This window comes from Amycolatopsis sp. NPDC045836, from assembly GCF_056431745.1.
In genome coordinates this window covers 282,563-308,037 of the sequence record NZ_JBWKKF010000002.1, presented here as the reverse complement: position 1 = coordinate 308,037, position 25,475 = coordinate 282,563, and the positions used below count along the sequence as shown (strand labels likewise).

Sequence of the window (25,475 nt, the reverse complement as noted above, 5' to 3'; positions counted from 1 at the left end):
ACCCGTATTAGACGCCGCCGAACGGGTGCCCGGCATCATCCTGGGGAATGATCTAGCGACCGGCCAAAGGTAAGGGTGCCCTTCGTCGGGTGTTTGAGGCAGGCTGTAGGGGTGACGGAGCCGCCTGTGACCGAATCGCGCGAGTCCCTGGCCCAGCTGCTCGGTGGCCGCAAGGGCGCGCTGGACGCGAGCGTGCCGCCCGCCGCCTTCGTGGTCGGCTGGCTGGCCGCGGACTCTTCGATCGCCTGGGGCGCCGGGGTGGCCATCGGCGTGGCCGTGCTGCTCGGCGCGTTCCGGCTGGTGACCGGGGACAAGGCGCGTGCGGTGGTGGTCAGCCTCGCCGCCGTCGTCGCCGCGGCGCTGATCGCGCTGCACACCGGGCGCGCGGAGGACTTCTTCCTGATCCAGCTGCTGTCCAATGTGGCCAGTGCGCTGCTGTGGGCGGCGAGCATCGTGGTGCGCTGGCCGCTGCTGGGCGTGGTGGTCGGCTTCGCGCTGGGCCAGAAGACGCGCTGGCGGCGCGACCCCGAACTGCTGCGGGCGTACTCGCGGGCCAGCTGGATCTGGGTGTTCGGGCAGTACGCGCTGCGCGTGCTGGTGTACGGCTCGCTGTGGTGGAGCGGTCAGGTGGTCGCGCTGGGCGTGGCCCGCACGGTGCTCTCCTGGCCGCTGGTGGCGCTGACCCTGGCGGTCAGCGGCTGGGTGCTCCACCGCTCACTGCCCGCCGGGCACCCCGGACTGCGGCACCCGCGGGTGGCGGCGGAGGAGTGAGACGGCCCCCGGCGAGGGGGGAGGGTCCGGGGGCCGACTACCACCGTACTCGTAAAGCACGTTCGTCGTCGATGTTCTGTTCTCGCGCTCTACTGGATTTCCAGCACCGGTCGCGGAGCGTTCTCACCGAAGGCGTCCACCGCGGCCAGCCAGGCGGCGCCGAGTACGCCATCGGTGGCGGAACGGACGTCGGCGGCACAGAGCGTTTCCCGCACCTTCGCCCCGACGGGGCTGTCGCCGACCAGCACGCTGCCGACGATGACCACCGGCGTGTCCTCACCGGGTTCACGGGCGGCGCGGGCGTTGGCCACCAGCAGTTCCGCCGCGCGGTCGGTGATTTCCCGTGCGGTGGCGTCGCCTCCGGTGGCCGCCGCGCTGACCAGCGGGGCGAACCGGGCCAGCCGGATCGGCGATTCGAAGTTGCAGGTGGTGATCAACCGGCGGGAGGTGAGCAACCGGTCGGTTTCGGTCTGCGCGCGCAATGCGTCCAAATCGGACAGGTGCAGGGCTTCGCGGAGCACCGCGGCGGGCAGGCCGTCGAACGGCCCGCCCGCGGCGAGCGCGGCCAGGGTGGACCGCACCGCTTCGCGGCCGATCCAGAACGCCGAACCCTCGTCACCGAGCAGCCAGCCGTAACCACCGAACGTGGCGACCAGGCGCCGCTTGCGGATGCGGGCGGCGATCGCACCGGTGCCCGCCACCAGCACGGTGCCGTCCAGCGCGTCGGTGGCCGAGGCGAACGCCGCCTCGGCGTCGGCCACCATGCGCACCCCCGAGCCGAGCCCGAGCCTGGTCCAGGCGTCGTCGAACACCTTCGCCATCGCCGGGTCGGTCAGCTTGCTCACCCCGGCCATGCCGACCACGCAGGCCCGGACCGCACCGGGGTCGGCGTCGCGCAGGGCGTCGCCGATGGCGGCCGCGATGTTCGCCGCCGCCTGCGCGGGCGGGTGCGCGTTCGGATTGGCACCGCCCGCCCGGCCGCTGCCGAGCACGGTGCCGTCGGCGTCGACCGCGAGCGCGCGGGTGGACGTCCCGCCCGCGTCGACACCGACGACGCAGGGGCGGCTGGGGTCACTCACTGGGGGCCTCCTCGCAACACGGTGGTGACTATGCCGTGAAACCGGTCACTCGTCATCCACCGCGGCGAACGGCTCAGCGAGTTCTGGTGACCTTGTTGAGCCCGCGCGGCCGGTCCGGGTCACCGCCCCTGGCCAGCGACAGCCCGAGGGCCAGGCTCTGCGCGGGCAGCACGTCGAGGATCGGCGACAGCTCCTCGGCCACCGGCGGCACCTCGATGCGCAGCGCGGCGGGCACCTCGGTGGCGGCCGAGCCGATGGCCAGCACGTCGGCACCGCGCCCGGCGACCGCGTCGAGCACGTCGCGCATGGCGTCCCCGCCCTTGCCGCGGTTGGTCAGCGCCAGCACCGCGGTGTCCCCGTCGATCGCGGCGACCGGGCCGTGCAGCAGGTCGGCGCCGCTGTAGGCGCGGGCGGCGAGGTAGCTGGTCTCGGCGAGCTTGAGCGAGGCCTCCAGCGCGGTCGCGTAGGAGTAACCGCGACCGGCGGTGATCACGCGGTGGACGAAGCGGTACCGGTCGACCGCCCGCTGCACGCCCGCCGCCGAGCGGTCGAGGGTCTGCTGGGCCAGTTCGCCGAGGCCGTCGGCGTCGGCGCCCTTGCCGCCGCGCACGGCGTCGACGAGCAGGTACAGCGCGAGCAGGGTGGCGGAGTAGGTCTTGGTCGCCGCGACGGCCTGCTCCTGGCCGGCGCCGATGTCCACGGACAGTTCCGCGGCGGCGCTCAGCGGTGACGACGGAGTGTTGCTGACCGCCACGGTGCGTGCGCCCTGCTTGCGGGCGGACTCGGTGAATTCCACCAGATCGGGTGAACCTCCACTTTGGCTCACCGTGACCAGCAGGACGTCGCGCAGGTCCGGCGCGGCCCCGTAGAGGGTCACCGTGGACGGTGAGACGAGCCCGGCGGGCAGCCCGAGCAACACCTCGATCAGGTACTTGGCGTACAGCGCGGCGTGGTCGCTGGACCCGCGTGCGGCCAGCAGGGCGAAGCGGGGCGGGCGGTTCGCGATGGCCCCGGCCACCTCGGCGATCTCGGGCTGGCGCTCCCGCAGCCCGGCCAGCACGGCGGGCTGCTCGGCGATCTCGGCGGCCATGTGCGCGCCGGGCTGCTGACCCTCTACGGTCATCATGCGTCTCCTCTAATAGGTCTAGACCAATCCTAGCCGGTCGACCTCTTCCCGTCGAAGAGTACTTTTTCCGTGAGGAGTCGCGCGTGTTGTGAAGGAGCCGCTCATGTTGGAGACATCACCGCCCGGGGATCCCGGCTCGGCCACCGGAACCCGGGGGCAGCGCGAGCCGAAGTACTGGGCCCTCAAGCAGCACCTGCTGGACCTGCTGGACGCGTTGCCCGCCGGTTCGTCCATCCCCACCGAACGGGCGCTGGCCGGCGAGTTCGGCGTCTCGCGGACCACCGTCCGCCAGGCGCTGGCCGACCTGACCGTGGAGGGCAGGCTGCACCGCGTGCAGGGCAAGGGCACGTTCGCCGCCGAGCCGAAGTTCGCCCAGCGGCTGCAGCTGTCCTCCTACACCGAGGACATGCGGGCGTCCGGGCGCGAGCCGTCGTCGAAGCTGCTGGAGATCGACGAACTGCCCGCCGAAGGGGAACTGGCGAAGCTGCTCGGCATCCGGGCCGGCGCGAAGGTGCTGCGCATGCGCCGCCTGCGCCTGGCCGACGCCGAGCCGATGGCGCTGGAGACCACGCACCTGCCGCTCGGCCGCTTCCGCGGGCTGCGCAAGCACGTCAGCGCGGGTGGTTCGCTGTACGCGGTGCTGCGCGAGCAGTTCGGCGTGGAGATGGAACGCGCGGAGGAGACCATCGAGACCGCGCTCGCCGGACCGCAGGAGGCCGAGCTGCTCGGCGCCGACGTCGGCATGCCGATGCTGCTGCTGTCCCGGCACTCGTTCGCCGCCGACGGCAAACCGGTGGAGTTCGTCCGCTCCATCTACCGCGGCGACCGGTACAAGTTCGTCACCACGCTCAACCGGCCGTGACCTCCCCGGACCTCGTCCGCTGGGGAACCCCGGCCGCGCGTGGGGTGCTGGCCACCACCATTCTCGGCTCGGGCATGGCCATGCTCGACGGCACGATCGTCAACGTCGCACTGCCGCGGATCGGCGGGGAGCTCGAGGCCTCGGTTTCCGGTCTGCAGTGGATCCTCGACGGGTACCTGCTGGCACTCGCGTCGCTGATCCTGGTCGCCGGTTCCCTCGGGGACCGGTACGGCAGGCGGCGGGTGTTCGTCGTCGGTGTGGTGTGGTTCGGCGTCGCGTCGGTGCTGTGCGGGCTGGCGGTGTCCACCGAGGTGCTGGTGGCCACCCGGATCCTGCAGGGCGTCGGCGGGGCGCTGCTCACGCCGGGGTCGCTGGCCATCCTGCAGTCGGCGTTCCCGCGGGCCGAGCGGGCCAGGGCCATCGGCGCCTGGTCCGGGCTGGGCGGGATCGCCGCCGCGATCGGGCCGCTGGCCGGCGGGCTGCTGGTGCAGCTGTGGTCGTGGCGGCTGGCGTTCCTGATCAACCTGCCGCTGGCGGTGGTCTGCGTCTGGCTCGCCCGCGAGTACGTGCCGGAGTCGTGCGACCGGCGGCAGCACACCGGCCGGCCGGACGTGCTGTCCGCCGTGGTCGGCGCGCTCGGCCTGGCCGGGGTCACCGCGGCGCTGGTCGAACTGCCGGTGCGCGGGGCCGCCGACGTGCTGGTGCTCGGCTCCGGCGGGCTCGGGCTGGCCGGGCTGGTGGTGTTCGTGGTGCTGCAGCGGCGGTCGGCCGATCCGCTGGTGCCGCCGCGGTTGTTCGCCGACCGGACGTTCACCGCGGCCAACGCGCTGACGCTGGTCGTCTACACCGCGCTCGGCGGCGTGATGATGCTGATGGTGCTGCAACTGCAGGTGTCGCTGGGGTACTCGCCGACGGCGGCGGGGCTGGCCGGGTTGCCGATCACCGTGGTGATGCTGGTGCTTTCGGGTTACTCGGGACGGCTGGCGCAGCGGATCGGGCCGCGGCTGCAGCTGGTGGCGGGGCCGCTGCTGGTGGCCGCGGGCATGCTGCTGTTGCTGCGGGTCGAACCGGGCGCGTCGTACCCCGGGGCCGTGCTGCCCGCGGTGACCGTGTTCGGGCTGGGCCTGGCCACGGTGGTGGCACCGGTGACGGCCACCGTGCTGGCCGCCGCGCCCGACCGGTACGCCGGGGTCGCCTCGGGGGTGAACAACGCCATCGCGCGGACCGGCGGGCTGCTGGCCATCGCGGTGCTGCCCGCGGTCGCGGGGCTGACCGGGGCGGCCTACGCCGATCCGGTGGCGCTCACCGCAGGCTGGCGGACGGCGCTGCTGGTGTGCGCCGCGCTGGCCGTGGCCGGTGGGCTGGTGGCCGTCGGCGTGCGCAACGACGTGCTGGCCGGGGAGCCGGAGCCCGGCCACGACCACCCCGAGCCGGGGGAGTGCCTGCACTGCGGCGTGGAGGCGCCGCCCGCCGCGTACTCCAGGTCACGCCCGGAGTAGTTCGGCGAGCAGGCCGGGGTCGATGTTGCCGCCGGAGACGACGGCCACCGTGGGGCCCTCCGGCAGTTCGGCGCGGCGGTGGAGGTAGGCGGCGGTGGTCACCGCGCCGCTGGGCTCGGCGACCAGGTGCGCCCTGGTCGCCAGCACCTTCACCGCCGCGCGGATCTCGTCCTCGCTGACCGTGACGATGCCGTCGACCACCCGTTCCAGGTGCGCGAAGGTCAGCTCGGACGGCTGCGCGCGCAGGCCGTCGGCGATGGTGCGCGCCCGCCACTCGACCGGCCAGTTCACCCGGTGGCCGGAGTTCAGGCCCTCTGCGGTGTCGGCGGCCAGTTCCGGTTCGACCGCGTACACCTTGGCCGCGGGCAGCAGCGCCTTGACCGCGGTGCCGATGCCCGCCGCCAGCCCGCCGCCGCTGACCGGCACCAGCACCACCCGCGTGCTCGGCAGGTCCTCGGCGATCTCCAGGCCGATGGTGCCCTGACCGGCGATCACCTCGGGGTGGTCGAACGGCGGCACGAGGCTGAGGCCGTGCTGGTCGGCGAGGGCCTGCGCGGCGGCCTCCCGCTGGCCGATCGGCACCTCGACCACCTCGGCGCCGTGTGCCGTGGTGGCCTCGACCTTGTTGCGCGGGGTGCTGTCCGGGACCACGATCACCGCCCGCACCCCGAACGCCTTCGCCGCCGCGGCCACGGCCTGGGCGTGGTTGCCGCTGGAGTAGGCGACCACCCCGCGCCGCCGTTCGGCCTCGCCCAGCGCGGCGATGGCGTTGTGGGCACCGCGGATCTTGAACGCGCCGATCCCCTGGAGGTTTTCGGCCTTCAGCCAGAGCGGGGCACCCGTGGCCCAGTGCTGGGGCAGCAGTGGCGTGCGCACCGCCACACCGGCGATGCGCTCGGCGGCGGCCCGGATGTGCTCGAGGGAGATCAGCTGCATGCCCGGAGTATGCCAAGAACCCAACCGGGGTAACCGAACCCTGCCGCGCGAAAGTCCACATGGTGACTGATCCATTGTGGACAGTGAGGGTGGCGGGGCTCACCATCGGGCAACTCGGGGAGCACCCGGGACGACCTATTCGTTGGGAGCAGTGCAGGGAACAGGGGTGGAGAAGAACGGATCCATGTCAGAGGAGCAGGAGAAGAAAACCGGAATCCGGCCGATCCAGGTGGCCGCGACCGCGCTCGCGGCGGTGACCGCCGCGCTGCTGGGCTCGACGCTGGGTGTGGCGGGCACGGTGCTCGGCGCCGGACTGGCCAGTGTGATCACCACGGTGGGTGGCGAGTTGTACACCCGTTCGCTCGAGCGGACCAAGGAAGCCGCGTTGCGAGCACGCACGCTGGCTTCACGGACGCAGGTGGTGACCGTGGAGGCTCCGCCGGAGACGGCCGAAGGGCCGGTCGGCAGGCTGCGGAAACTGCGCTGGCCGCTGGTCATCGGCACCAGCGTGGTCGGTTTCGCGCTGGCCGTCCTGATCATCACCGGGTTCGAGTTCGCCACCGGCAGCAGCATCTCGGGTGACGGCCGGAGCACGATCGGCCACCTCGTCGGCGGCGACGGCGGTCAGCGCGGGCAGCCCGCCGACCAGCCGGCCCCGGCGTCGGAAACCCGCGAAACCCCGGTGACCGAGCCGTCGGTCCCGGAGTCGGGCGAATCCACCGCACCGACCACCACGACCACGGTGGCGCCCTCGGAGGAACCGACCAGCAGCACCGGGGAACCGCCGGTCACCACCACCGAACCACCGCGGCAGCCGAGCGGGCAGCCCAGCGGCGCCCAGCGGTGACGAACCCGGCGCCGCCCCCACCCGGGGCGGCGCCGCTTTCGGCGCAAAACAAATACCGGGCGGGTCAAAAACTGGACACGTCGTTCACCGGATTGTGCGACGCCGCGAGTCAGTCGGTCTACCTTTCCCGTCCCCTGCTGCGACTTTTGAGCTAACTCCCCGGTGGAACTTCGGCTTTTCCCGGGTCGTGCGGAAAAATGTGCCGCACCAGCCGCCGAGGTCCGGGGGAAAAGATGATCACTGCCGTGCGGTGCACGGGGGCGGATTTCTGCGAAGAAATCTCCGGTGCGGCCGATACCTCGTTCAATCGCTTCTACGCGGGCGACCCGCCGTCGAGACGGATCCATTCGTCGGAGAACTTCGAGTTGCTGGCGGACATGTCGCCGTTGACCGCCGGCCACCTGCTCCTGCTGCCGAAACGGCACTACCTCTCGTTCGCCCAGGTGATGACCGTGCACCCGGGGGAGGCGGTGGACCTGATCGGCCGGGTGTCGGTGCTCTACCGCGAGGCGTTCGGGGAACCGTTGTTCCTCGAACACGGTTCCAGCGCCGGTGAGGTGAGCCACGCCTGCATCACGCACGCGCACCTGCACCTGCTCCCCGTTTCCGGAGCCGCGGTGGATCGGGTCATGGTCGGCGACGGACTGCGTTACCGGGAGCTGGGTTCGATCACCGAACTGGCCCGTCCGCCGTGGCCGGAATCCGCCTATTTCCTGCGTTTGCACGAGGGGAACTGCCGCGTTTACCGGCCGAAGGCACAACAGCGGCAGTACCTCCGCGCGGTGGCCGGTGCGACGCTTTCGATCGACGACCCGGAATGGGATTACGCCGTGGTCATGCGCAAGGAAGAGCTTCGGTCGACCATGCGGGAGGTCCGGTGGTGGGCCGATCGCCTGGCCGAGGCGGTGGGGCATGGCTGACGGCGCGTGTTCGGACGAACCGACCCGGCTGGCCAGGACGGTCGTACCCTTGTTCGGCCGCCAGCTCGACGCGTTCGACGGGGTGAGCTGGCCCGACCGCAGCCGGGTGGACCTGGTGGCCGGGGTCGAGGCGCAGGACGACTGCGCGGTCTTTCGCTTCCACGGCGACCACGAGCTGGTGGCGGGCTCGGACTACGTGCGCGGGCCGAAGTTCCGCCTGTACGAAATGGGTCACCTGGACGAATACGACCTCGGTTACTACCTGGTGGCGGCGAACCTGAGCGACATCGCCGCGATGGGCGCCAGGCCGATCGGCCTGCTGTCGGTGGTGCGCTACCCACCGGACATGACCGACGCCGTCTTCCGGCGGGTACTGGAGGGGATCCGCGACGCCTGCGCCGCCGCCGGGTGCCTGAACGTCGGCGGTGACATCGGCGGGGCCGAACGCCTCATCCTGTCCGCGTCGGCGCTCGGCGTGTGCCCGGCCGGTGGCGCGTTGTTCCGGACCGGGGCGAAGCCCGGCGACGCGATCTGCCTGACCGCGCCCACCGGGTTCGCCGGCGCGGCCATGGCCTACCTGCGGGCGGACGTCCCCGAGCCCCGGATCGACGAGGAGCACCTGGACACCCTGCTCGCCTACTGGCGCCGCCCCGAGGCCAGGATCGACAGCGGCCTCGCGCTCAGCGCCAGCGGCGTGGTGACCAGCTGCCAGGACACCTCGGACGGGCTCAAGGCTGCGCTGGAGGGCGTCGCGCAGGCGGGGGCCGTCGGCGTCGAGATCCACGAGCACGCGTTGCCGGTGCCCGAAGCGGTGTCCGCGGTCGCCGCGCACCTCGGCCTCGACCCGCTGTCCGTGGTGTTCGGTGATTCGGTCGACTTCGAGCTGGTGTTCACCGCACCCACCGACCGGCTGGACGCGTTGGCCTGCCGCGTCGGGTTCCACCGGGTGGGCGTGGTCACCGAGCAGCGGGACGTGGTGCTGGTCCGGTCGGACGGCACACGCGGGCCACTGCCCGGCACGGCGTGGCGGCACGCTCCCGCCGACGTCCGCGCGTGAAGCGGTCGACAGCCAGGTTCGTCGACCGGGGTGCCCTGCTCTCCGCCACGCTGGGGCTGGCGGGCAAGACCTACCACGTGCCGTCCAAGCAGTTCTGGGACGCGCTGCTCGGCGACTGGCCGCACCTGATGCTGGTCTTCCTCGGCGTCGCCGGGGTCTTCGGTGCGCTGACCCCGTTCGAGAGCTGGCAGGCACGCAGCCTGGCCGACCGGAACGTGATCATGCGGCGCAACATCCTGTCCAGCTTCGGGCGGTTGCTGGGGATCAGCGAGCGGATCGAACCGCCGCTGGACACCGGTGACCTGGCGCTGCACGTGTGGCGGAAGCGGCGCACGCTGCGCCACCCGGTGCACGGGGTGCTCAAGCGCCTGGCCACCTACCGGATGTCCACCCACCCGACCACGCGGGCGTTCGCGCCGACCCGGGGCGAGGGGGTGGTGGGCCTGTGCTGGGAGCACGACCGTGAGATCGATTTCGACGTCGAACCGCTGGCGGCGAAGCTGACCGGGAAAGCCGTGTTCGACCGGTTCGTCCGGGAGAACGGGTCCGCCGCCGTGATGAACCTCTCCTGGGAGAGCTTCGAGCGGGTCAAGCACCGGACCGCCGTGTTCGCCACGCCGATCCGCAACGGCCGGAACAAGTTCGTCGGCTGCATCAGCGTGGACGCCAGCCGCGGCTACGCCGTGCTCAACCGCCGGGAGGTGCTGGAGGAGATGACCACCCTGGGCATCTACATCGGCCGGGAGGACTTCGAGTGCATCTGAACGACGATCCGACCGAGCGCGTCGTGCACGTGACCAGGAGGCTCTACAACGAGCACGCCGAGCAGTACGCGGCGAACACCGCGAGGCTCGACCAGTTCCCCGACTTCGAGCAGGACCTGGACCGGTTCGCCGACGCGCTCCCCGGCGGGCCGGTGCTCGACCTCGGCTGCGGTGCCGGGCGCGACACCGAGCACCTCATCGGCCGGGGCCTGGTCGTGGTCGCGGGGGATCTCAGCGAGAACCTGCTCGGACTGACCCGAGCGCGGTGCCCCACGGCCGGGGTCGTCCAGCTGAACCTGCTGGACCTGCCGTTCCCCGATGCCGTGTTCACCGGGGTGTGGGCCTGCGCGAGCGTGCTGCACCTGCCCCGCCGGGAGCACCGGCGGAGCTTCGCCGGGATGCACCGCGTGCTGCGGCCCGGCGGGGTGGTCGCGATCAGCCTGCAGGCCGGGTCGTTCGAGGGCTGGAAGGACGGCAAGCGGCTGACGTGCGCGCGGTGGTTCTCGCAGCGCATCCCGGATTCGGTGGTGGCGGAGCTGCTGGCCGCCGGCTTCACCTCGGTGACCGTCCGCCTCAGCTCACGGGGCACCTGGTTCATCGCCACCGGGGTCAAGCCCTAGAACTCCACTGGTCGGCATCGGTGCCCGGCAGGACGTGCCGGACACCGCCGCGGGGATCGGTGACATCGCCTTCGTGGCGGGGGATCAGGTGGATGTGCAGGTGGTCGACCGTGCGCCCGGCGGCCCGTCCCTCGTTCACGCCGATCGTGTAACCGTCCGGCTGGAACTTCTTGTCGAGCAATTCCCTGGCTTCCTTGAGCAGGGCGTACGTTTCGGCGACTTCCGCTTCGGTTAGGTCGAAATAGCTCACCACGTGCCGTTTGGGAACGATTTCGACGTGGCCGTCGGCGGCCGGGAACTTGTCCCAGCGGACATAGCAGAGTTCGCGCTGGAGGAGCACCTCGTTGACCGAGGAGTCGCCGAGTTCGCAGAACAGGCAGCCCGCTGGGGTGGGCACCACTTCACCACCGTCCGATCGCCGGGGGTCGCCCGGGTACCTCGGGGTCAAAAACGGTGTGTCGTTGCCGATCATGGAACCGCTACACCCCGCTCCCGGCAGACCGCGGCCATCTGCCCCACCACCTGGCCGACCGACAGGCAACTGGTGTCTATTTCGACGGCGTCCTCGGCGGGCACGAGCGGGGCGACCGGCCGCGACATGTCGGCCCGGTCGCGCCGGATGACCTCCGCCAGCACCTCTGCGTAGCTGCCCCGGCCTTCCTGCTGCACCCGCCGTTCCGCGCGGACCTCCGGTTTCGCCGTCAGGAAGAACTTCGCCGGTGCGGTGGGGAAGACCACGGTGCCGATGTCCCGTCCCTCGACCACGCAGCGGGATTGCGCCCCGGCCCACTGGTGGATCAGTTCGGTGATCCGGCCGCGCAGTTCGCCGATCTTGGCCACCGCGGAAACGGTGAGGTCGACCGCGTTCGTTCTCAGCTCCTGTGGTCTGTACCGGGTCGACGCGAGCAGATCGCTGGTGCGGTTCTCGTCGATCAGCCGGTCGCACAGGCCGACCACCGCGGACCGGTCGTCCACCGGTACCCCACGGCGGAGCACCTCGTAGGCCACGATGCGGTAGGTGCGTCCGCTTTCCAGGTACCGCAGGCCGAAGGTGTCGGCCAGGGCCAGGCAGGTGGTGGTCTTGCCGGCCGCGGCGGGTCCGTCCACCGCGACGACCACGGTTTTCGACATGGTTGTTCCTCCGCGCGTAGAATGGCTTTCCGGTGAAGGGCCGAAGATTACCAGGGAATTTCCGGAAATCTGCCGGAAAACGCGCACCCATGGTGCGGTGTGAATACCAGTCGACCGTGCGATCAAGTGACCCAGTGTCGAGGTTCGGCGAGATCAACTCCGGCACACCTCACTCACAGGTGGGGTGTGCGGTCCGGCTGTGTCCGGTCACCCGACCGAGTATGGGGGATCAGCGCCGGTGCGACGAGCTTTTTCTCGGCTGCTACGCCATTCAGCCGTGCGTGCTGAAATGCCGGGCCGCGTGCGACTGGCGGTGAGTTTCCGCCGCCCTCGGTCAGGTGAAAGTTCTGCGTGGTTTACGCGAGTGCCGTTTTCAACGCGCGTGCCGCCGCCGCCGGGTCGTCGGCTTCGGTGATCGCCCGGACCACGACGATCCGGGTGGCACCGGCTTCCAGGACCTCGGGCAGGCGTTCGAGGTCGATGCCGCCGATGGCGAACCACGGGCGGGCGGTGCGCAGCGCGGCGGTTTCCCGCACCAGGTCCAGGCCCGGCGCTTCCCGGCCCGGTTTGGTGGGGGTCGGCCAGCACGGGCCGGTGCAGAAGTAGTCCACGCCCGGTTCGGCGGCGGCCGCGCGGGCCTGGGCGCCGGAGTGGGTGGAGCGGCCGATGGCGATCTCGTCGCCGAGGACGCGGCGGGCCAGCGGGACCGGGATGTCGTCCTGGCCGAGGTGCAGCACGTCCGCGCCGGCGGCCAGGGCGACGTCGGCCCGGTCGTTCACCGACAGCAGCGCGCCGTGCCGGGCGCACGCCTCGGCGAACACCTCCAGCGCGGCCAGCTCCGGCTTCGCCTCCAGCGGCGCACCGCTGGTCTTGTCACGCAGCTGCACGACGTCCACCCCGCCGGCCAGCGCCGCGTCGAGGAACTCCGCGAGGTCCCCGCGTGCCGACCGCGCGTCCACGCACAGGTACAGCCGTGCGTCGTCGAGGCGCTTCCTGATCTCGTCACCACTCAGCCCAGGCATGTGCGCGACGGTACCCGGCGGCGGTGTTACGGTGGGATCGTCCGCACGGGAGCCCGGGGCACGGGCTGAGAGGGAGCTGCCGCTCCGACCGTGGAACCTGATCCGGGTCATGCCGGCGCAGGGAGCGTGATCCCATGAAGCGAAAGCACCGCGTCACCGTGGTCGGCGGCGGCGTCGTCGGGCTCGCCATCGCCTGGCGCGCGAGCACGGCGGGCCACCAGGTCACCCTGGTCGACCCCCGGCCGGGCCGGGGTGCGTCCTGGGTCGCGGGCGGCATGCTCGCCCCGGTCACCGAGGCGTGGCCCGGCGAAGAGGACGTGCTCGCCCTCGGCGAGGAGTCGCTGCGCCGCTGGCCGGAGTTCGCCCGGCGCCTCGGCGGTTGCGGGCTGTCCGAGAAGGGCACCCTGGTCGCCGCGCTGGACAGCGCCGACCTGGGCGTCATCGACCAGCTCGCGGGTTACCTGGCGAACGCGGGCCGCGAAGCCGAGAAGCTGACCAGCCGCCAGCTGCGGCGGCTCGAACCCGGGCTGGCCGGTTCGATCCGCGGTGGGCTCGCCGTGCCGGGTGACCTGTCCGTGGACAACCGGGCGCTGCTCGACGCGCTCGGCTCCGGGCTGGACACCGTCCGCGAAGCGGTCGTCGAGCTGGGCCCGGAGACCGTCCGGACCACCGGGCGCACGCTGACCAGCGACGTCGTGGTGCTCGCCGCCGGGGCGTGGAGCGCCCGCCTGCACCCGGCGCTGCGCACCGCCGTCCGCCCGCTCAAGGGCGAGATCCTGCGCCTGCGTGCCCGGCGGACCACGCTGCCGCCGCCCGCCCACACCGTGCGGGCCTTCGCCGAGGGGCGGCCCGTCTACCTGGTGCCGCGGGCCGGTGGTGAGCTGGTGCTCGGCGCGACCCAGTACGAGGCCGGTTTCGACGAGGCCGTGACCGCGCGGGGGGTGCGTGAGCTGCTCGACGGCGCCGAACGCGTCTTCCCGGCGATCGCCGAGTACGAACTGGCCGAAACCGCGTCCGGCCTGCGGGCGGCCAGCGTGGACAACCTGCCCTTCATCGGCAGGCTGCCCGACGGGGTGTTCGCCGCGACCGGGCACCACCGCAACGGCCTGCTGATGGCGCCGATCACCGCCGACGCGGTGCTCGCCGCGCTCGACGGCGCACCGCCGCCACCAGGGGTGGCCGCGGCCGACCCGGCCCGGCTCCGGGAGAAGGAGAGTGTCTGATGCGGCTTGTGGTCAACGGCGACGAGCGGCAGTTCCCCGACGGCACCACCGTGCGGGACCTGCTCGGCGCGCTCGGGATCCAGGAGAAGGGCGTCGCGGTGGCGGTCGACGCCGCGGTGGTCGCCCGCCGCGACTGGGCGGAGTTCGTGCCGGCGGACGGCAGCTCGCTCGACATCCTCACCGCGGTCCAAGGAGGCTGACATGACCGAAACCGGCGACCAGCTGCTCATCGGCGAGCACAAGCTGACCTCCCGGCTGATCATCGGCACCGGCGGCGCGAGCAGCCTGGCCGCGCTGGAGCGCGCGCTGGTCGCCTCGGGCACCGAGCTGACCACCGTGGCGATGCGGCGGGCCGATGCCGAAGGCGGCTCCGGCGTGCTGGAGTTGTTGCGGCGCTTGGGGATCAAGCTGCTGCCGAACACCGCGGGCTGCCGCAGCGCGGCCGAGGCGGTGCTCACCGCGCGCCTGGCCCGCGAGGCGCTGGAGACCGACCTGATCAAGCTCGAGGTGCACGCCGACGACCGCACGCTGCTGCCCGATCCGCTGGAAACGCTGGACGCCGCCGAGCAGCTGGCCGCCGACGGCTTCACCGTGCTCGTCTACACCAACGACGACCCGGTGCTGGCGCTGCGGCTGGAGGAGGTCGGCTGCGCCGCGGTGATGCCGCTCGGCGCGCCCATCGGCACCGGGCTGGGCATCCGCAACCCGCACAACATCGAACTGATCGTGTCCAGGGCCCGCGTGCCGGTGGTGCTCGACGCCGGTATCGGCACCGCGTCGGACGCCACGCTGGCGATGGAACTGGGCTGCGACGCGGTGCTGCTGTCCACCGCGGTCACCCGCGCGCAGGACCCGGAGCGCATGGCGCTGGCGATGCGCTCGGCCGTCGCCGCCGGGCGGCTGGCGCGCGGTGCGGGCCGGATCCCGCAGCGGTTCTGGGCGCGGGCTTCCTCGCCTCCCCGCTGAACTTCCCCGCTGAGCGGAAGCGCTCCATCACAAATCCGGCGGGTTCACGCGGAACCACGGGTCGCGGCACGTATGGTTGACGGCACTTTCGACCACTCGGGGCTGACCCGCGCCACACCTTACGTGCGCGGTAAGGAGCGTGAGGTGACCACGTCGCCGTCTCAGGACGTGTCCGGCCGGCTTTTCCTGGCCGTGGGCAGGCTTTCCCGCTCGCTGCGGCAGGCGGGCGCGCCAGGCCCCGGCCACGGGGCGATCTCCGCGCTGGCCACGCTGGTCAACTACGGGCAGCTGCGCCTCGGTGATCTCGCCGCCAAGGAGGGGGTGGCCGCGGCGACCATGTCGCGGATAGTGGCCGCGCTGGTGGAGGCCGGGTACGTGCGCCGGGAGTCCGATCCGGTCGACCGCCGCGCCTGGCTGGCCACCGCCACCGAGGAGGGCGAGCGCATGGTCTCCGGCGTCCGGTCCACCCGGGTGCAGGAGCTGAACCGGCGGATCGACCGGCTCTCGCCGGTCCAGCGGGAGCAGCTGATCGCGGCGCTGCCCGCACTGGAGGCCCTGCTCTCCGACGACGAGGACAACTAGCTGCTGCGGTCAGCTCGGAGCACGGTCCCGGTCCGCCCCGGCGGCAAGGGAGTCGGCGTCATCGGTCGGCGCATCCACGGCCGCGGTACCGAGCAGCCCACACCTGGAACACCAACGTCATGGCCCAGCGGCCGGAACGCAGGGGGCGAAGGTGGCGAATTCGAGTGGATCGCCGTTCGGGGCGCCGTGGGTGAGCCAGAGCCGATGGTGTCCCCGTCGATCGAGGTCGCGAAGGGCAGCAGTCCGGCGGAAGCGGGCCGGGGTGGTTGCGGGAAGTCCTCCGGGTAGCCGAGGTGCGGGGACTCGTGGCTGACGAGCAGGTCCTGGACCTCGGGCGTCAGCCCGTGCGAGGCCAACGCCGGGAACACGCGCAGCCAGCCGTTCCAGAGGCCGCTGCCGTAGGTGGACAGCAGGGCGTGGTAGGCGGCGGAGGGCAGCCGTGGTCCGGGGGCGTCGCCCCAGTGCGCACTTCGCCGTTCTTCAGGCGATGAGCGCGTCCAGCACGGGCAGGCCGAGGTCCCGCCAGCCCTCGCTGCCGTCGAACACGACCACCGGCCAATGGTCCGGGGCGCCGGAGTGTTCGGTGAAGCGGGAGAGGTCCACGCGCGCAGACTGGCACGGCCCACCGGCAGTTCCGGTGCTAGCGGTCGCGACCCCGCAGTTCGGCGATCTCGGCTCGCAGCGCACGCAGTTCGTCGAGGATTTCGCGGTTGGCGGCGGCCTGGGCCTGTGCCTGCGCTTCCTCCTCCTCGCGGATTTCGTCGCGCAGCTCGTCCTCCATCGCGCTGACCACCACCGCGATGAACAGGTTCAGCACGGCGAAGCTGGAGATCAGGATGTAGACCACGAAGAAGATCCAGGCCGCGGGGGCCTGGGCCATCACGTCGTCGGCGATGTCCGGCCACGCTTCGCCGGTCATCACCTGGAACAGGGTGAACAGCGAGGTGCCGAGATCGCCGAAGTGCTCCGGGGTGATCCCGCCGAACAGCTTGGTCGCCATCACCCCGGCGACGAAGACGACCAACCCCAGCAGCGCGGCGATCGAGGCCATGCCGGGCACCGCGGAGAGCAGCCCGGTGACCACCTTGCGCATCGACGGCACCACCGAGATCAGCCGCAGCACGCGCAGCACCCGCAGGGCCCGCAGCACGGCGAACGGCCCGGTGGCCGGCACCAGCGCGATGCCGACCACCACCACGTCGAACAGGTTCCAGCCGTCCCTGAAGAACGCCCCGCGGAACGCGTGGAGCTTCGCGAGCAGCTCGGCCACGAAGATGCCGAGCGCGAGGTGGTCCAGGGTGTGCAGCAGGGTGCCGTACTCGGCGACCACGCGCGGTGAGGTCTCCAACCCCAGCGTGACCGCGTTGGCGACGATCACCGCGATGATGAAGTTCTGGAACCGCCTGCCGTCGACGAACGCCCCCACCCGCTCACGGGTCACGCGCGGTCCTCCGGCGCGAGCCGCCAGAACGCCGAAACCGGGCCCACCTTCGCGCCCATCGGGTAGGAGTTCGCCACGGCGTTGCTGACGAACCACTTGCCGAACTCCGCCGCCTCGACCACCGGCATGCCGCGTGCGAGACCGGCGGTGAACGCCGAGGCCATCGCGTCGCCGGCGCCGTGCGTGTGCGGGGTGGAAAAGCGCGGGCCGGGCAGTTCGACGAAGTCCTCGCCGTCGAAGAGCAGGTCGACGCACTCCGGATCGCTGACCAGGTGCCCGCTCTTGACCAGCACGTAACGCGGTCCGAGCGCGTGCAGGGCGACGGCCGCGTCGCGCATCCCGTGCCGGTCGGTCACGTCGAGGCCGGTGAGCAGCCGCACCTCGTCGAGGTTGGGCGTGAGCACGGTGGCGCGGGGCAGCAGCAGGTCACGCAGGGCCTCGAGCCCGGCCGGGTCGAACAGCGGGTGCCCGTGCATGGACGCGGCGACCGGGTCGACCACGAACGGGATGCGCCGGTCGCGGCCGATCTCGGCGGTGTCGCAGGCGGCGGCGACCGCTTCGATGATCCCGGCGGACGCGAGCATGCCGGTTTTGGCCGCGCCGACCCGCATGTCGGCGGCCACCGCCTCGATCTGCCCGGCCACGATGTGCGGCGGGATGTCGGTGCGGTCGTGCACGCCGAGCGTGTTCTGCACGGTGACCGCGGTCACCGCGACCAGCCCGTGCACCCCGCAGGTGAGGAAGGTGCGCAGGTCGGCCTGCAGTCCGGCGGCCCCGCCGGAGTCGGAACCGGCGATGGTCAGCGCGGCAGGCGGGCTGGTGGCTTCCGTCATGCCCTCCAGTGTCCCGCCCGGGTCAGGGCCGCGGCGAGGGGGTGAGCCGGATGACCGGGATGATCCGGTCCGTTTTGCGTTGGTAGCCGAGGAATCCGGGGTGGGCGGCGGTCACCTCCGCCCAGACCGCGGCGCGGCGCTCGCCTTCGAGCTGCTCGGCGGTGACCGGGATCCGCTCGCCGCCGAGTTCGACGGTCACGCGGTCCGGGTGCTTGGCGACGTTGTAGTACCAGGACGGGTGGCGGGCCGCACCGCCGGCGGAGGCGATCACGAGCCAGCCGTCGCCGTCGGGGAAGTAGGCGAGCGGGGTGGTCCTCGGCTGGCCGGACTTGGCCCCGACCGCGGTCAGGTAGAGCACGTCCATGCCGCGGAACTTGTCACCCCGCTTGCGGTGCCGGTCGATCAGCCGCCGCCGCAGCCGCTTCATCACCCAGAGCATCGCCCGCGTGCCACGCGCGCCGCGGGTGCCGTTCTCCGTCATCACGATTTCCATGACAACTATCGTAGCTACAATCGTTAGGGCGTCAATCGGCCCGCGTTAGACTGGTCCGGTGAAGGTGGACAGCGACGCGGCCCGGGCCTGGGGGAACCTGCACCAGCTCCACGGCGCGCTCCGGCGCCTGCTCGACCAGCGGATCGAGGGCGAGGCGGGGTGCTCACTGGCCGATCACGACCTGCTGACGGCCCTGCGGGGCGCGCCGGACCGGCAGTTGCAGATGCTCACCCTGGCCGACCGCCTCGGCGTCACCCGCGGTGGGCTGACCCGGATCGTCGACCGCCACGTCGACCGCGGCTGGGTGCGGCGCGACCGGCCGGAGCACAACCGCCGCGAGGTCTACGCCGTGCTCACCGACGAGGGCGGCCGGGTGCTCGACCAGGCACGCGTGGTCTACCTGCGCGTGCTGTCCGAGACCCTGGCCGAGCACCTCGACGCCGACGAACTGGCTGCCTTCCAGCGGTGCAGCGGAAAGCTGCTGAACCAACTGGCCGGCTCGGGCTGCTGCCCGGGACTAGTCCCCGCTGAGCCGCCAGAACGGTGAAACCGGGCCGACGCCGGCGCCGAGCGGGTACGCCTCGGCCACCGAGCGTTCGATGAACCGCTTGCCGCCCGCCACCGCGTCCGGCACGCTCAGCCCCTTCGCCAGCCCGGCGGTGATCGCCGAAGCCAGGGTGTCGCCGCCGCCGTGGGTGTGCGGGGTGTCGTGCCGCGGCCCGCTCAGCTCGATGAACCGGACGCCGTCGGAGAGCAGGTCGGTGCACTCCGGGTCGTGGTAGAGGTGCCCGCCCTTGACCAGCGCCCACTGCGCGCCGAAGGCCAGCAGGGCACCGGCCGCCTCCCGCTGGCTCTCGCGGCCGGTCACCTCCACCCCGGTGAGCAGCCGGACCTCGTCCAGGTTCGGCGTGACCAGGCTGGCGCGGGGGAACAGCTCGGTGCGGATCGCCTCGAGCGCTTCCTCGCGCAGCAACGCGTCCCCGTGCATGGAGGCGGCGACGGGGTCCACCACGAACGGGGTCGGCGTGCCCCGTCCGATGTGGACCTCGTCGAGCGTCTTCGCCACCGCCCGGATGATCTCCGCGGTGGCCAGCATGCCGGTCTTCGCCGCGTGCACACCCATGTCCGAGGCCACCGCCTTGATCTGCGCGGTGACCACGTCGGCCGGGATCTCGCTGAACCCCTGCACGCCGAGGGAGTTCTGCACGGTGACCGCGGTGATCGCGGTCATGCCGTGCACCCCGTTGGCGAAGAACGTGCGGAGGTCGGCCTGGATGCCCGCGCCACCACCGGAATCGGAGCCGGCGATGGTCAGCGCGGTGCGCGGCGTGTTGGTCACGGCTGCTCGACCACCGGCAGGTAGACCTTGCCGTGCTCGCTGAACTCCGCGGACTTCTCCCGCATCCCGGCTTCGATGGCCTCCACAGTGGACAGACCGTGTTCCTCGGCGTACCTGCGCACGTCCTGGGTGATCCGCATGCTGCAGAACTTCGGCCCGCACATGGAACAGAAGTGCGCGGTCTTGGCCGGTTCGGCGGGCAGCGTCTCGTCGTGGAACGAGCGGGCGGTGTCCGGGTCCAGCGCCAGGTTGAACTGGTCGTTCCAGCGGAACTCGAAGCGGGCCTTGGACAGCTCGTCGTCCCACTGCTGGGCGTACGGGTGACCCTTGGCCAGGTCGGCGGCGTGCGCGGCGATCTTGTAGGTGATCACGCCGGTCTTCACGTCGTCGCGGTTCGGCAGGCCGAGGTGCTCCTTCGGGGTGACGTAGCACAGCATCGCCGTGCCGTACCAGCCGATCTGGGCCGCGCCGATGGCCGAGGTGATGTGGTCGTACCCCGGTGCGATGTCCGTCGCGAGTGGACCGAGGGTGTAGAACGGGGCCTCGCCGGTGAGCTCCTCCTCCAGCTCCACGTTCTCCTTGATCTTGTGCATCGGCACGTGGCCGGGGCCCTCGATCATCACCTGCACGTCGTGCTCGCGGGCGATGTGCGTGAGTTCGCCGAGGGTTTCCAGTTCGGCGAACTGCGCGCGGTCGTTGGCGTCGGCGATGGAACCCGGGCGCAGGCCGTCACCGAGGGAGAAGGTGACGTCGTACTGGCGCAGGATTTCGCACAGTTCGGCGAAATGCGTGTACAGGAAGGATTCCCGGTGGTGCGCCAGGCACCACGCGGCCATGATCGAGCCGCCGCGCGAGACGATGCCGGTGACCCGGCGCGCGGTCAGCGGCACGTACCGCAGCAGCACCCCGGCGTGCACGGTCATGTAGTCCACGCCCTGCTCGCACTGCTCGACCACGGTGTCCCGGTAGACCTCCCAGGAGAGCTTCTCCGGCTCCCCGTTGACCTTTTCCAGCGCCTGGTAGATCGGCACGGTGCCGACCGGCACGGGTGAGTTGCGCAGGATCCACTCGCGGGTTTCGTGGATCCGCTTCCCGGTGGACAGGTCCATGATCGTGTCGGCACCCCAGCGGGTGGCCCAGACCATCTTGTCCACCTCTTCCTCGACCGAGGACCACACGGCCGAGTTGCCCATGTTCGCGTTGACCTTGACCAGGAAGTTCTTGCCGATCACCATCGGCTCGCTCTCCGGGTGCCTGCGGTTGGCCGGGATCACCGCCCGGCCGCGGGCCACCTCGTCGCGCACGAACTCCGGCGAAACCCGTTCGCGGGCGGCGGCGAACTCCATCTCCCTGGTGATCACCCCCGCCTTCGCCCAGCCGAGCTGGGTGTTGTGCTCGCGGCCGTCGGCCCAGCCGGCGCGCAGCCGGTACAGTCCACTGTGGACGTCGATGGTCACGTCGGGATCGGTGTACGGGCCCGAGGTGTCGTAGACGTCGAAGTGGTCCCCGGTGGACAGTTCGATCCGGCGGGCCGGGACGCGGAGCCCGGATTCGGTGCTGTGGTGGACCTTGTGCGAGCCGGTGATCGGCCCGGTGGTCACGCTGGGCGCGACGGCGGCGTCATTTTCCAGTGTCGTCAACGACATTCACTCCCTACGCCGGCATTACCCGGTCAGGTTCATGCGGTCGGCGGCACCGGGTCCCGGAGAAAAGGACACCAGCCACCCTCTCAGCCCGCCAAGGCGCGAGCTCCCGCGGTTGCGGTGTTCGGTTGTCCCCCGACCATGCCATGCCGACCGCCGGATTGCCAAGGGGGGTGCTCGGTCGGAAACTCACCTGGATGGTGCTCGCGCGGCGAATCGGTACCGAGCAGAATGGGCGCGCTTCTGTAACGGTGCAGATTGGGGTGAGCATGCGCAGGTCGTTGAGCTACGCGTTGGCGGGGGTGCTGGCCGCGGGAGCGTTACCGGCGGTGGCCGCGGCGGAACCGGCGGGCGGAGCCGCCCCCGGCGGGCCGGGCGCCCACCCGCTTTGGCTGCCCGCGGGGAAAACCGGGTTCGGCGGGTCCCGCGACCAGGCGAGCAACGTCTGGTTCACCCTCCACAGTGGTCAGTTGTCCGACGTCTACCACCCGGACCTGTCCACGCCGAGCATCCGGTCGCTCGGCTTCGTGGTGACGGACGGTGAGAGCTTCGCCGCCACGGACGCCGACGCGAAGTTCGAGCAGGTGCGCCGGGTGGACGGCCTCACCTACGAGCAGACGGTCACCGACGAGAGGAAGCGCTGGAAGCTGCGCAAGACCTACGTCACCGACCCGAAGCGCGCCAGCGTGCTGGTCGACCTCGACTTCACCTCGCTGACCGGCGAGCCGTACCAGCTCTACGCGGTGCTGGACCCGGACCTGACCAACAACGGCACCGACGACTCGGCGAGGACCGAGGGCGACACCCTGGTCGCCACGGACGGTGAAGTGACCTCCGCGCTGGCCGCGAACCCGGCGTTCACCAAGACCAGCAACGGTTTCTCCGGCACCTCGGACGGCGCCACCCAGCTGCTGAAGACCTACCGGCTGAAGCGCTACGACACGGCGGGCGAGGGAAACGTCGTGCAGACCGGGCAGCTGGCCGCCGACGGGCTCGGGTCGCGGCGCGCGACGCTGTCGCTGAGCTTCGGCGACCAGGCCGCCGCCACCGCGAAGGCGTCGCTCGGCACCGGGTTCGGCCCGGCCCGCCGGGCGAACGAGGCCGGCTGGCGCGGCTACCTGCGTGGTCTCAAGGGGGTGCCGCCGTCGGTGGCGGGCAACCGGGACCTGTACGAGGCGTCGATGCTGATGCTCGCCGCCGGCGAGGACAAGCAGAACCCCGGCGCGTTCATCGCGTCACCGAGCATGCCGTGGCAGTTCGGCGACAACGGCCCCGGCTGGCTGCCCTCGGGCACCTACCACCTGGTGTGGCCGCGTGACCTGTACCAGATCGCCACCGGCATGCTGGCCGCCGGCGACCGGGGCGCCGCCGAGCGGTCGATCGAGTACATGTTCACCAGGCAGCAGCAGCCCGACGGGCACCTCGCGCAGAACACCGACGTCGACGGCACCCCGTACTGGACCTCGATCCAGCTCGACGAAACCGCGTTGCCGATCGTGCTGGCGCAGCAGGTGGGCATCGACGCGTCGCTGTGGCCGAACGTCCGCAGGGCCGCCGACTTCCTGATCGACTACCGCGGTCCGGACGGCCAGGCGTCGCCGTGGTCGCAGCAGGAACGCTGGGAGGAGCAGGACGGGTACTCGCCGTCCACCATCGCGTCGGTGATCGCCGGGCTGGTGTGCGCGGCGGAACTGGCGAAGGGGCACGGCGACGCGGCCGCCGCCGAGCGGTACCTGGCCAAGGCCGACGAGTTCAAGGGCGAGCTCGCCCAGTGGACCGTGACCACCAACGGCCCGCTCTCCGACGACCCGTACTTCGTGCGGTTGACCAAGGACGGCAACGCGAACAACGGCACGGTCTACAACCTGGGCAACTCCAGCTACGACGCCGACCAGCGCGCCGTCGCCGACGCCGGGTTCCTCGAACTGGTGCGCCTCGGCATCTACGCACCCGACGACCCGGTGATCCGCAACAGCCTCGAAGTGGTCGACGCGGAGATCTCGTTCACCACGCCGACCGGCCAGTTCTGGCACCGCTACACCGGTGACGGTTACGGCGAGCGCGCCGACGGCTCGCAGTGGGAGATGAACCTGCCGCCGGGTTCGCGGCAGACCTTCGGCAGGCTGTGGCCGCTGCTCGCCGGTGAACGCGGGGAGTACGAACTGGCCGACGGCGAGCTGGGCGCGGCGAAGCGGCGGCTGCGCGACCTCGGCCGGGTGGCCGGGACCGGCGACACCATGCCCGAGCAGGTGTGGGACGAGAACGCGCCGTCGGGTCAGCCGGGCTTCCCGACCGGCAAGGGCAACCAGTCGGCGACGCCGCTGGCCTGGACGCACGCGCAGTACGTCCGCCTGGCGTGGTCGGTGCAGGAGAAGAGGGTGGTCGAGCAGCCCGCCGTGGTGCGGTGCCGCTACCTCGGTCCCTGCTGAGCCGGGTCGACCCCGGGGACGCTCAGTCCTCGGGGTCGTGCTCCGGGTCCGGCAGCCACGAGTTGCCCGGAACGCCCCATTTGTTCCGCTTGAGCATGCGCTTGGCCTCACGGGCGTACCGGCCGACGAGGCGGTCCAGGTAGATGTACCCGTCCAGGTGGTCGGTCTCGTGCTGCAGGCAGCGCGCGAAGTAGCCGGTGCCCTCCACCTCGATGGGGTTGCCGTCGAGGTCCTGGCCGGTCACCTTCGCCCAGCTCGCCCGGCCGGTCGGGTACGACTCGCCGGGGGCGGACAGGCAGCCCTCCCAGTCGTCGTCCGGGTCCGGCATGGTCTCCGGGACCTCGGAGGTCTCCAGCTTCGGGTTGACCACCACGCCCTTGTGCTGCACGCCCTCGTCGTCGTGGCAGTCGTAGACGAAGATGCGCAGGTCGAGGCCGATCTGGTTGGCGGCGAGGCCGACCCCGCGCGCGGCGTACATGGTCTCGAACATGTCGTCGGCGAGGGTGCGCAGCTCGTCGTCGAACTTGTCGATCTCACGCGTGGGCTGGTGCAGCACGGGCTCGCCGGCGATCACGATGGGGTGCACGGTCACGGTGCGGGAGCTTACCGAGGGCTCCGGCGTGACGCGCCGGGTGTGATGCCGGGCCGGACGGCTACGCGCGTGATCTAATGGGCGCCGCGGAAACGACAACCGTGTGTTTCGGGAAGGCGAGGGCCCACAGATGGACGCCGCGGAGTCGATGGCTCGCCGTCGCCGTCCGCCGGACGCCGACGCCGGGCTTTCGCCGCGCGAGCAGGAGATCCTGGCCTTCGAGCGGCAGTGGTGGAAGTACGCCGGGGCGAAGGAACAGGCCATCCGCGAGCTGTTCGCCATGTCGTCCACGCGGTACTACCAGGTGCTGAACCAGTTGATCGACAAACACGAGGCGATGCAGGCGGACCCGATGCTGGTCAAGCGCCTGCGCAAGACGCGTGCCGCCCGTCAGCGGACCCGCGCGGCACGACGGTTGGGGATAGATCTGCCATGAGCCTGTTCCAGGGGCGGCCGCTGCGGTTGGCCGGCTTCGTACTCATCGGCCTGGCCCTGGTGGCCGCGGTGACCGGCGGAGTCGTTTCGCTGAACGGCGGGGACAACGGCGGCGACACCGCCGCACCGTCGCCGACCGCCGAGCCCGCGCCGCCGCCGGGGGAGACCGGCGGCCCGCAGGACCCGCCGCCCGCGTCGCCACCGGCGCCGACCCCCGGTGCGCCGCCGCCTTCGTCGCCGGGCGCGCCGCCGCCGGGTGACCCGAACGCACCGCAGGACCCGGTCCCGCCGACCGGCCAGCCGGTGCCGGTGCCGCCCGGTGGCACGCCGGAAGAGCACCAGGCGTCGGCCAAGTGGGTCACCGTGCGGGTGTACAACAACAGCACCATCCACGGCCTGGCCGCCCGCGCCGGCGACGACTTCCGGGCGCAGGGCTGGAACGTCGCCGAGACGAGCAACTACGCGGGCGGCATCATCCCGACCACCACCGCGTACTTCCGCCCGGGCGTCGCGGACGAGGAAACCGCCGCACGGGCCCTTGGCGCCGCCTTCGGGATGCGGGTCGAACCCCGCTTCGAAGGCATCGCCCACTCCAGCGGCGGCGTCATCGTCATCGTCACCAACGACTACCGGGGCGCGAACACCAAGGGCAAGTGAGCCGTTGCGGCTCCGGCCCCGAGCCGCGCGCTCAGTCCCCTGGCTGAGTGCGCGTGGAGGTGCCTTGCGGTGGTGGTCGGAGTCGTCCAGCAGCAACTCGTGCACCGCGTCGAACACACCCGCTTCGGTCCAATCCCGCAGCCGTCGCCGGACGGCGTGCCCAATCTCGATCAACTACAGCCGGCGGGCACGCCGACCATTCGAAACG

At 71.7% G+C, this 25,475-nt stretch carries 29 protein-coding genes and 1 riboswitch; of the genes, 16 read left to right on the top strand and 13 right to left on the bottom strand.

Features of this window, described 5'->3' with window-relative positions; all coding sequences use genetic code 11:
* Window positions 1-126: 126 nt before the first annotated feature.
* Window positions 127-771 (top strand): DUF3159 domain-containing protein, encoded by a 645-nt coding sequence (locus tag AC07EG_RS04250; protein WP_478251547.1) that lies wholly within the window; start codon window positions 127-129, stop codon window positions 769-771.
* An 89-nt stretch (window positions 772-860) separates the two neighbouring features.
* Here AC07EG_RS04250 and AC07EG_RS04245 read toward each other — a convergent pair whose 3' ends face one another.
* Together AC07EG_RS04245 and AC07EG_RS04240 are read right to left on the bottom strand one after the other, a co-directional pair.
* Complete coding sequence (locus tag AC07EG_RS04245; protein ID WP_478251546.1) at window positions 861-1,850, bottom strand: N-acetylglucosamine kinase; 990 nt, start codon at window positions 1,848-1,850, stop codon at window positions 861-863.
* A 73-nt stretch (window positions 1,851-1,923) separates the two neighbouring features.
* Entirely contained in the window at window positions 1,924-2,973 is a 1,050-nt protein-coding gene (locus AC07EG_RS04240; RefSeq protein WP_478251545.1) for an SIS domain-containing protein, read from the bottom strand.
* Between the two features lie 106 nt (window positions 2,974-3,079).
* On the opposite strand from AC07EG_RS04240, the gene AC07EG_RS04235 reads away from it, so the two are divergent.
* Together AC07EG_RS04235 and AC07EG_RS04230 are read left to right on the top strand one after the other, a co-directional pair.
* Window positions 3,080-3,838: a GntR family transcriptional regulator gene (locus AC07EG_RS04235; RefSeq protein ID WP_478251544.1), complete on the top strand. Its 759-nt coding sequence runs from the start codon at window positions 3,080-3,082 to the stop codon at window positions 3,836-3,838.
* Complete coding sequence (locus tag AC07EG_RS04230; RefSeq protein ID WP_478251543.1) at window positions 3,835-5,337, top strand: MFS transporter; 1,503 nt, start codon at window positions 3,835-3,837, stop codon at window positions 5,335-5,337. The genes AC07EG_RS04235 and AC07EG_RS04230 overlap by 4 nt, the downstream gene beginning before the upstream one ends.
* On the opposite strand, the gene AC07EG_RS04225 is transcribed toward AC07EG_RS04230, so the two are convergent.
* Window positions 5,323-6,273, bottom strand: coding sequence for a threonine ammonia-lyase (locus AC07EG_RS04225; RefSeq protein ID WP_478251542.1), 951 nt, complete (start codon window positions 6,271-6,273; stop codon window positions 5,323-5,325). The genes AC07EG_RS04230 and AC07EG_RS04225 overlap by 15 nt on opposite strands.
* 184 nt (window positions 6,274-6,457) lie before the next feature.
* Here AC07EG_RS04225 and AC07EG_RS04220 point away from each other — a divergent pair, with 184 nt between their 5' ends.
* From AC07EG_RS04220 to AC07EG_RS04200, 5 genes are all read left to right on the top strand, one after another.
* Window positions 6,458-7,120, top strand: coding sequence for a hypothetical protein (locus AC07EG_RS04220; protein ID WP_478251541.1), 663 nt, complete (start codon window positions 6,458-6,460; stop codon window positions 7,118-7,120).
* A gap of 233 nt (window positions 7,121-7,353) precedes the next feature.
* Entirely contained in the window at window positions 7,354-8,040 is a 687-nt protein-coding gene (locus AC07EG_RS04215; RefSeq protein WP_478251540.1) for an HIT family protein, read from the top strand.
* Window positions 8,033-9,097, top strand: coding sequence for a thiamine-phosphate kinase (gene thiL, locus AC07EG_RS04210; RefSeq protein ID WP_478251539.1), 1,065 nt, complete (start codon window positions 8,033-8,035; stop codon window positions 9,095-9,097). Before AC07EG_RS04215 ends, thiL begins: the two co-directional genes overlap by 8 nt.
* Entirely contained in the window at window positions 9,094-9,861 is a 768-nt protein-coding gene (locus tag AC07EG_RS04205) for a hypothetical protein (protein ID WP_478251538.1), read from the top strand. Before thiL ends, AC07EG_RS04205 begins: the two co-directional genes overlap by 4 nt.
* The gene (locus AC07EG_RS04200) at window positions 9,852-10,481 is read left to right on the top strand and encodes a class I SAM-dependent methyltransferase (RefSeq protein WP_478251537.1); all 630 of its coding nucleotides are present in this window, start codon (window positions 9,852-9,854) and stop codon (window positions 10,479-10,481) included. Before AC07EG_RS04205 ends, AC07EG_RS04200 begins: the two co-directional genes overlap by 10 nt.
* On the opposite strand, the gene AC07EG_RS04195 is transcribed toward AC07EG_RS04200, so the two are convergent.
* From AC07EG_RS04195 to thiE, 3 genes are all read right to left on the bottom strand, one after another.
* Window positions 10,471-10,953, bottom strand: coding sequence for an HIT family protein (locus AC07EG_RS04195; protein ID WP_478251536.1), 483 nt, complete (start codon window positions 10,951-10,953; stop codon window positions 10,471-10,473). The two genes, AC07EG_RS04200 and AC07EG_RS04195, sit on opposite strands and share 11 nt — an antisense overlap.
* A complete protein-coding gene (gene cmk, locus AC07EG_RS04190; RefSeq protein WP_478251535.1) occupies window positions 10,950-11,612 on the bottom strand; it encodes a (d)CMP kinase in 663 nt (220 codons plus the stop codon). The genes AC07EG_RS04195 and cmk overlap by 4 nt, the downstream gene beginning before the upstream one ends.
* 356 nt (window positions 11,613-11,968) lie before the next feature.
* A complete protein-coding gene (thiE, locus tag AC07EG_RS04185; RefSeq protein ID WP_478251534.1) occupies window positions 11,969-12,634 on the bottom strand; it encodes a thiamine phosphate synthase in 666 nt (221 codons plus the stop codon).
* 35 nt (window positions 12,635-12,669) lie between these two features.
* Window positions 12,670-12,775, top strand: a riboswitch (TPP riboswitch).
* On the opposite strand from thiE, the gene thiO reads away from it, so the two are divergent.
* The 4 genes from thiO to AC07EG_RS04165 all read left to right on the top strand — a co-directional run bounded on the left by thiO (window position 12,769) and on the right by AC07EG_RS04165 (window position 15,405).
* Window positions 12,769-13,857 carry a glycine oxidase ThiO gene (gene thiO, locus AC07EG_RS04180; protein ID WP_478251533.1) on the top strand — a complete coding sequence of 363 codons (1,089 nt, stop codon included), beginning with the start codon at window positions 12,769-12,771 and terminating at the stop codon, window positions 13,855-13,857. Its footprint overlaps the riboswitch before it by 7 nt.
* Window positions 13,857-14,057, top strand: coding sequence for a sulfur carrier protein ThiS (gene thiS, locus AC07EG_RS04175; RefSeq protein WP_478251532.1), 201 nt, complete (start codon window positions 13,857-13,859; stop codon window positions 14,055-14,057). The genes thiO and thiS overlap by 1 nt, the downstream gene beginning before the upstream one ends.
* A gap of 1 nt (window position 14,058) precedes the next feature.
* On the top strand, window positions 14,059-14,823 hold the full coding sequence (thiG, locus tag AC07EG_RS04170; RefSeq protein ID WP_478251531.1) for a thiazole synthase: 765 nt from the start codon (window positions 14,059-14,061) through the stop codon (window positions 14,821-14,823).
* 144 nt (window positions 14,824-14,967) lie between these two features.
* Window positions 14,968-15,405, top strand: coding sequence for a MarR family winged helix-turn-helix transcriptional regulator (locus tag AC07EG_RS04165; RefSeq protein ID WP_478251530.1), 438 nt, complete (start codon window positions 14,968-14,970; stop codon window positions 15,403-15,405).
* Between the two features lie 480 nt (window positions 15,406-15,885).
* On the opposite strand, the gene AC07EG_RS04160 is transcribed toward AC07EG_RS04165, so the two are convergent.
* From AC07EG_RS04160 to AC07EG_RS04145, 4 genes are read right to left on the bottom strand one after another with little or no spacing between them, the layout of a single operon-like run.
* The gene (locus AC07EG_RS04160; RefSeq protein WP_478251529.1) at window positions 15,886-16,008 is read right to left on the bottom strand and encodes a hypothetical protein; all 123 of its coding nucleotides are present in this window, start codon (window positions 16,006-16,008) and stop codon (window positions 15,886-15,888) included.
* Window positions 16,009-16,045: 37 nt separating this feature from the next.
* Window positions 16,046-16,846, bottom strand: a complete 801-nt coding sequence (locus tag AC07EG_RS04155) for an ion transporter (protein ID WP_478251528.1) — start codon at window positions 16,844-16,846, stop codon at window positions 16,046-16,048.
* On the bottom strand, window positions 16,843-17,679 hold the full coding sequence (gene thiD, locus AC07EG_RS04150) for a bifunctional hydroxymethylpyrimidine kinase/phosphomethylpyrimidine kinase (protein WP_478251527.1): 837 nt from the start codon (window positions 17,677-17,679) through the stop codon (window positions 16,843-16,845). The genes AC07EG_RS04155 and thiD (AC07EG_RS04150) overlap by 4 nt, the downstream gene beginning before the upstream one ends.
* Window positions 17,680-17,701: 22 nt before the next feature.
* Window positions 17,702-18,172 carry a nitroreductase/quinone reductase family protein gene (locus AC07EG_RS04145; protein WP_478251526.1) on the bottom strand — a complete coding sequence of 157 codons (471 nt, stop codon included), beginning with the start codon at window positions 18,170-18,172 and terminating at the stop codon, window positions 17,702-17,704.
* A 58-nt stretch (window positions 18,173-18,230) separates the two neighbouring features.
* On the opposite strand from AC07EG_RS04145, the gene AC07EG_RS04140 reads away from it, so the two are divergent.
* On the top strand, window positions 18,231-18,719 hold the full coding sequence (locus AC07EG_RS04140; RefSeq protein ID WP_478251525.1) for a MarR family winged helix-turn-helix transcriptional regulator: 489 nt from the start codon (window positions 18,231-18,233) through the stop codon (window positions 18,717-18,719).
* Here the strand turns inward: AC07EG_RS04140 and thiD (AC07EG_RS04135) are convergent.
* Window positions 18,690-19,511, bottom strand: coding sequence for a bifunctional hydroxymethylpyrimidine kinase/phosphomethylpyrimidine kinase (gene thiD / locus AC07EG_RS04135; protein WP_478251524.1), 822 nt, complete (start codon window positions 19,509-19,511; stop codon window positions 18,690-18,692). The two genes, AC07EG_RS04140 and thiD (AC07EG_RS04135), sit on opposite strands and share 30 nt — an antisense overlap.
* Complete coding sequence (gene thiC / locus AC07EG_RS04130; protein ID WP_478251758.1) at window positions 19,508-21,151, bottom strand: phosphomethylpyrimidine synthase ThiC; 1,644 nt, start codon at window positions 21,149-21,151, stop codon at window positions 19,508-19,510. The genes thiD (AC07EG_RS04135) and thiC overlap by 4 nt, the downstream gene beginning before the upstream one ends.
* A gap of 272 nt (window positions 21,152-21,423) precedes the next feature.
* Here thiC and AC07EG_RS04125 point away from each other — a divergent pair, with 272 nt between their 5' ends.
* Complete coding sequence (locus AC07EG_RS04125; protein WP_478251523.1) at window positions 21,424-23,583, top strand: glycoside hydrolase family 15 protein; 2,160 nt, start codon at window positions 21,424-21,426, stop codon at window positions 23,581-23,583.
* 22 nt (window positions 23,584-23,605) lie between these two features.
* Here the strand turns inward: AC07EG_RS04125 and AC07EG_RS04120 are convergent, their stop codons facing one another.
* Window positions 23,606-24,175: a peptide deformylase gene (locus AC07EG_RS04120; RefSeq protein WP_478251522.1), complete on the bottom strand. Its 570-nt coding sequence runs from the start codon at window positions 24,173-24,175 to the stop codon at window positions 23,606-23,608.
* A 130-nt stretch (window positions 24,176-24,305) separates the two neighbouring features.
* On the opposite strand from AC07EG_RS04120, the gene AC07EG_RS04115 reads away from it, so the two are divergent.
* Together AC07EG_RS04115 and AC07EG_RS04110 are read left to right on the top strand one after the other, a co-directional pair.
* Window positions 24,306-24,611 carry a DUF3263 domain-containing protein gene (locus tag AC07EG_RS04115; RefSeq protein WP_478251521.1) on the top strand — a complete coding sequence of 102 codons (306 nt, stop codon included), beginning with the start codon at window positions 24,306-24,308 and terminating at the stop codon, window positions 24,609-24,611.
* Window positions 24,608-25,267: a LytR C-terminal domain-containing protein gene (locus AC07EG_RS04110; protein WP_478251520.1), complete on the top strand. Its 660-nt coding sequence runs from the start codon at window positions 24,608-24,610 to the stop codon at window positions 25,265-25,267. Before AC07EG_RS04115 ends, AC07EG_RS04110 begins: the two co-directional genes overlap by 4 nt.
* Window positions 25,268-25,475: the final 208 nt, after the last annotated feature.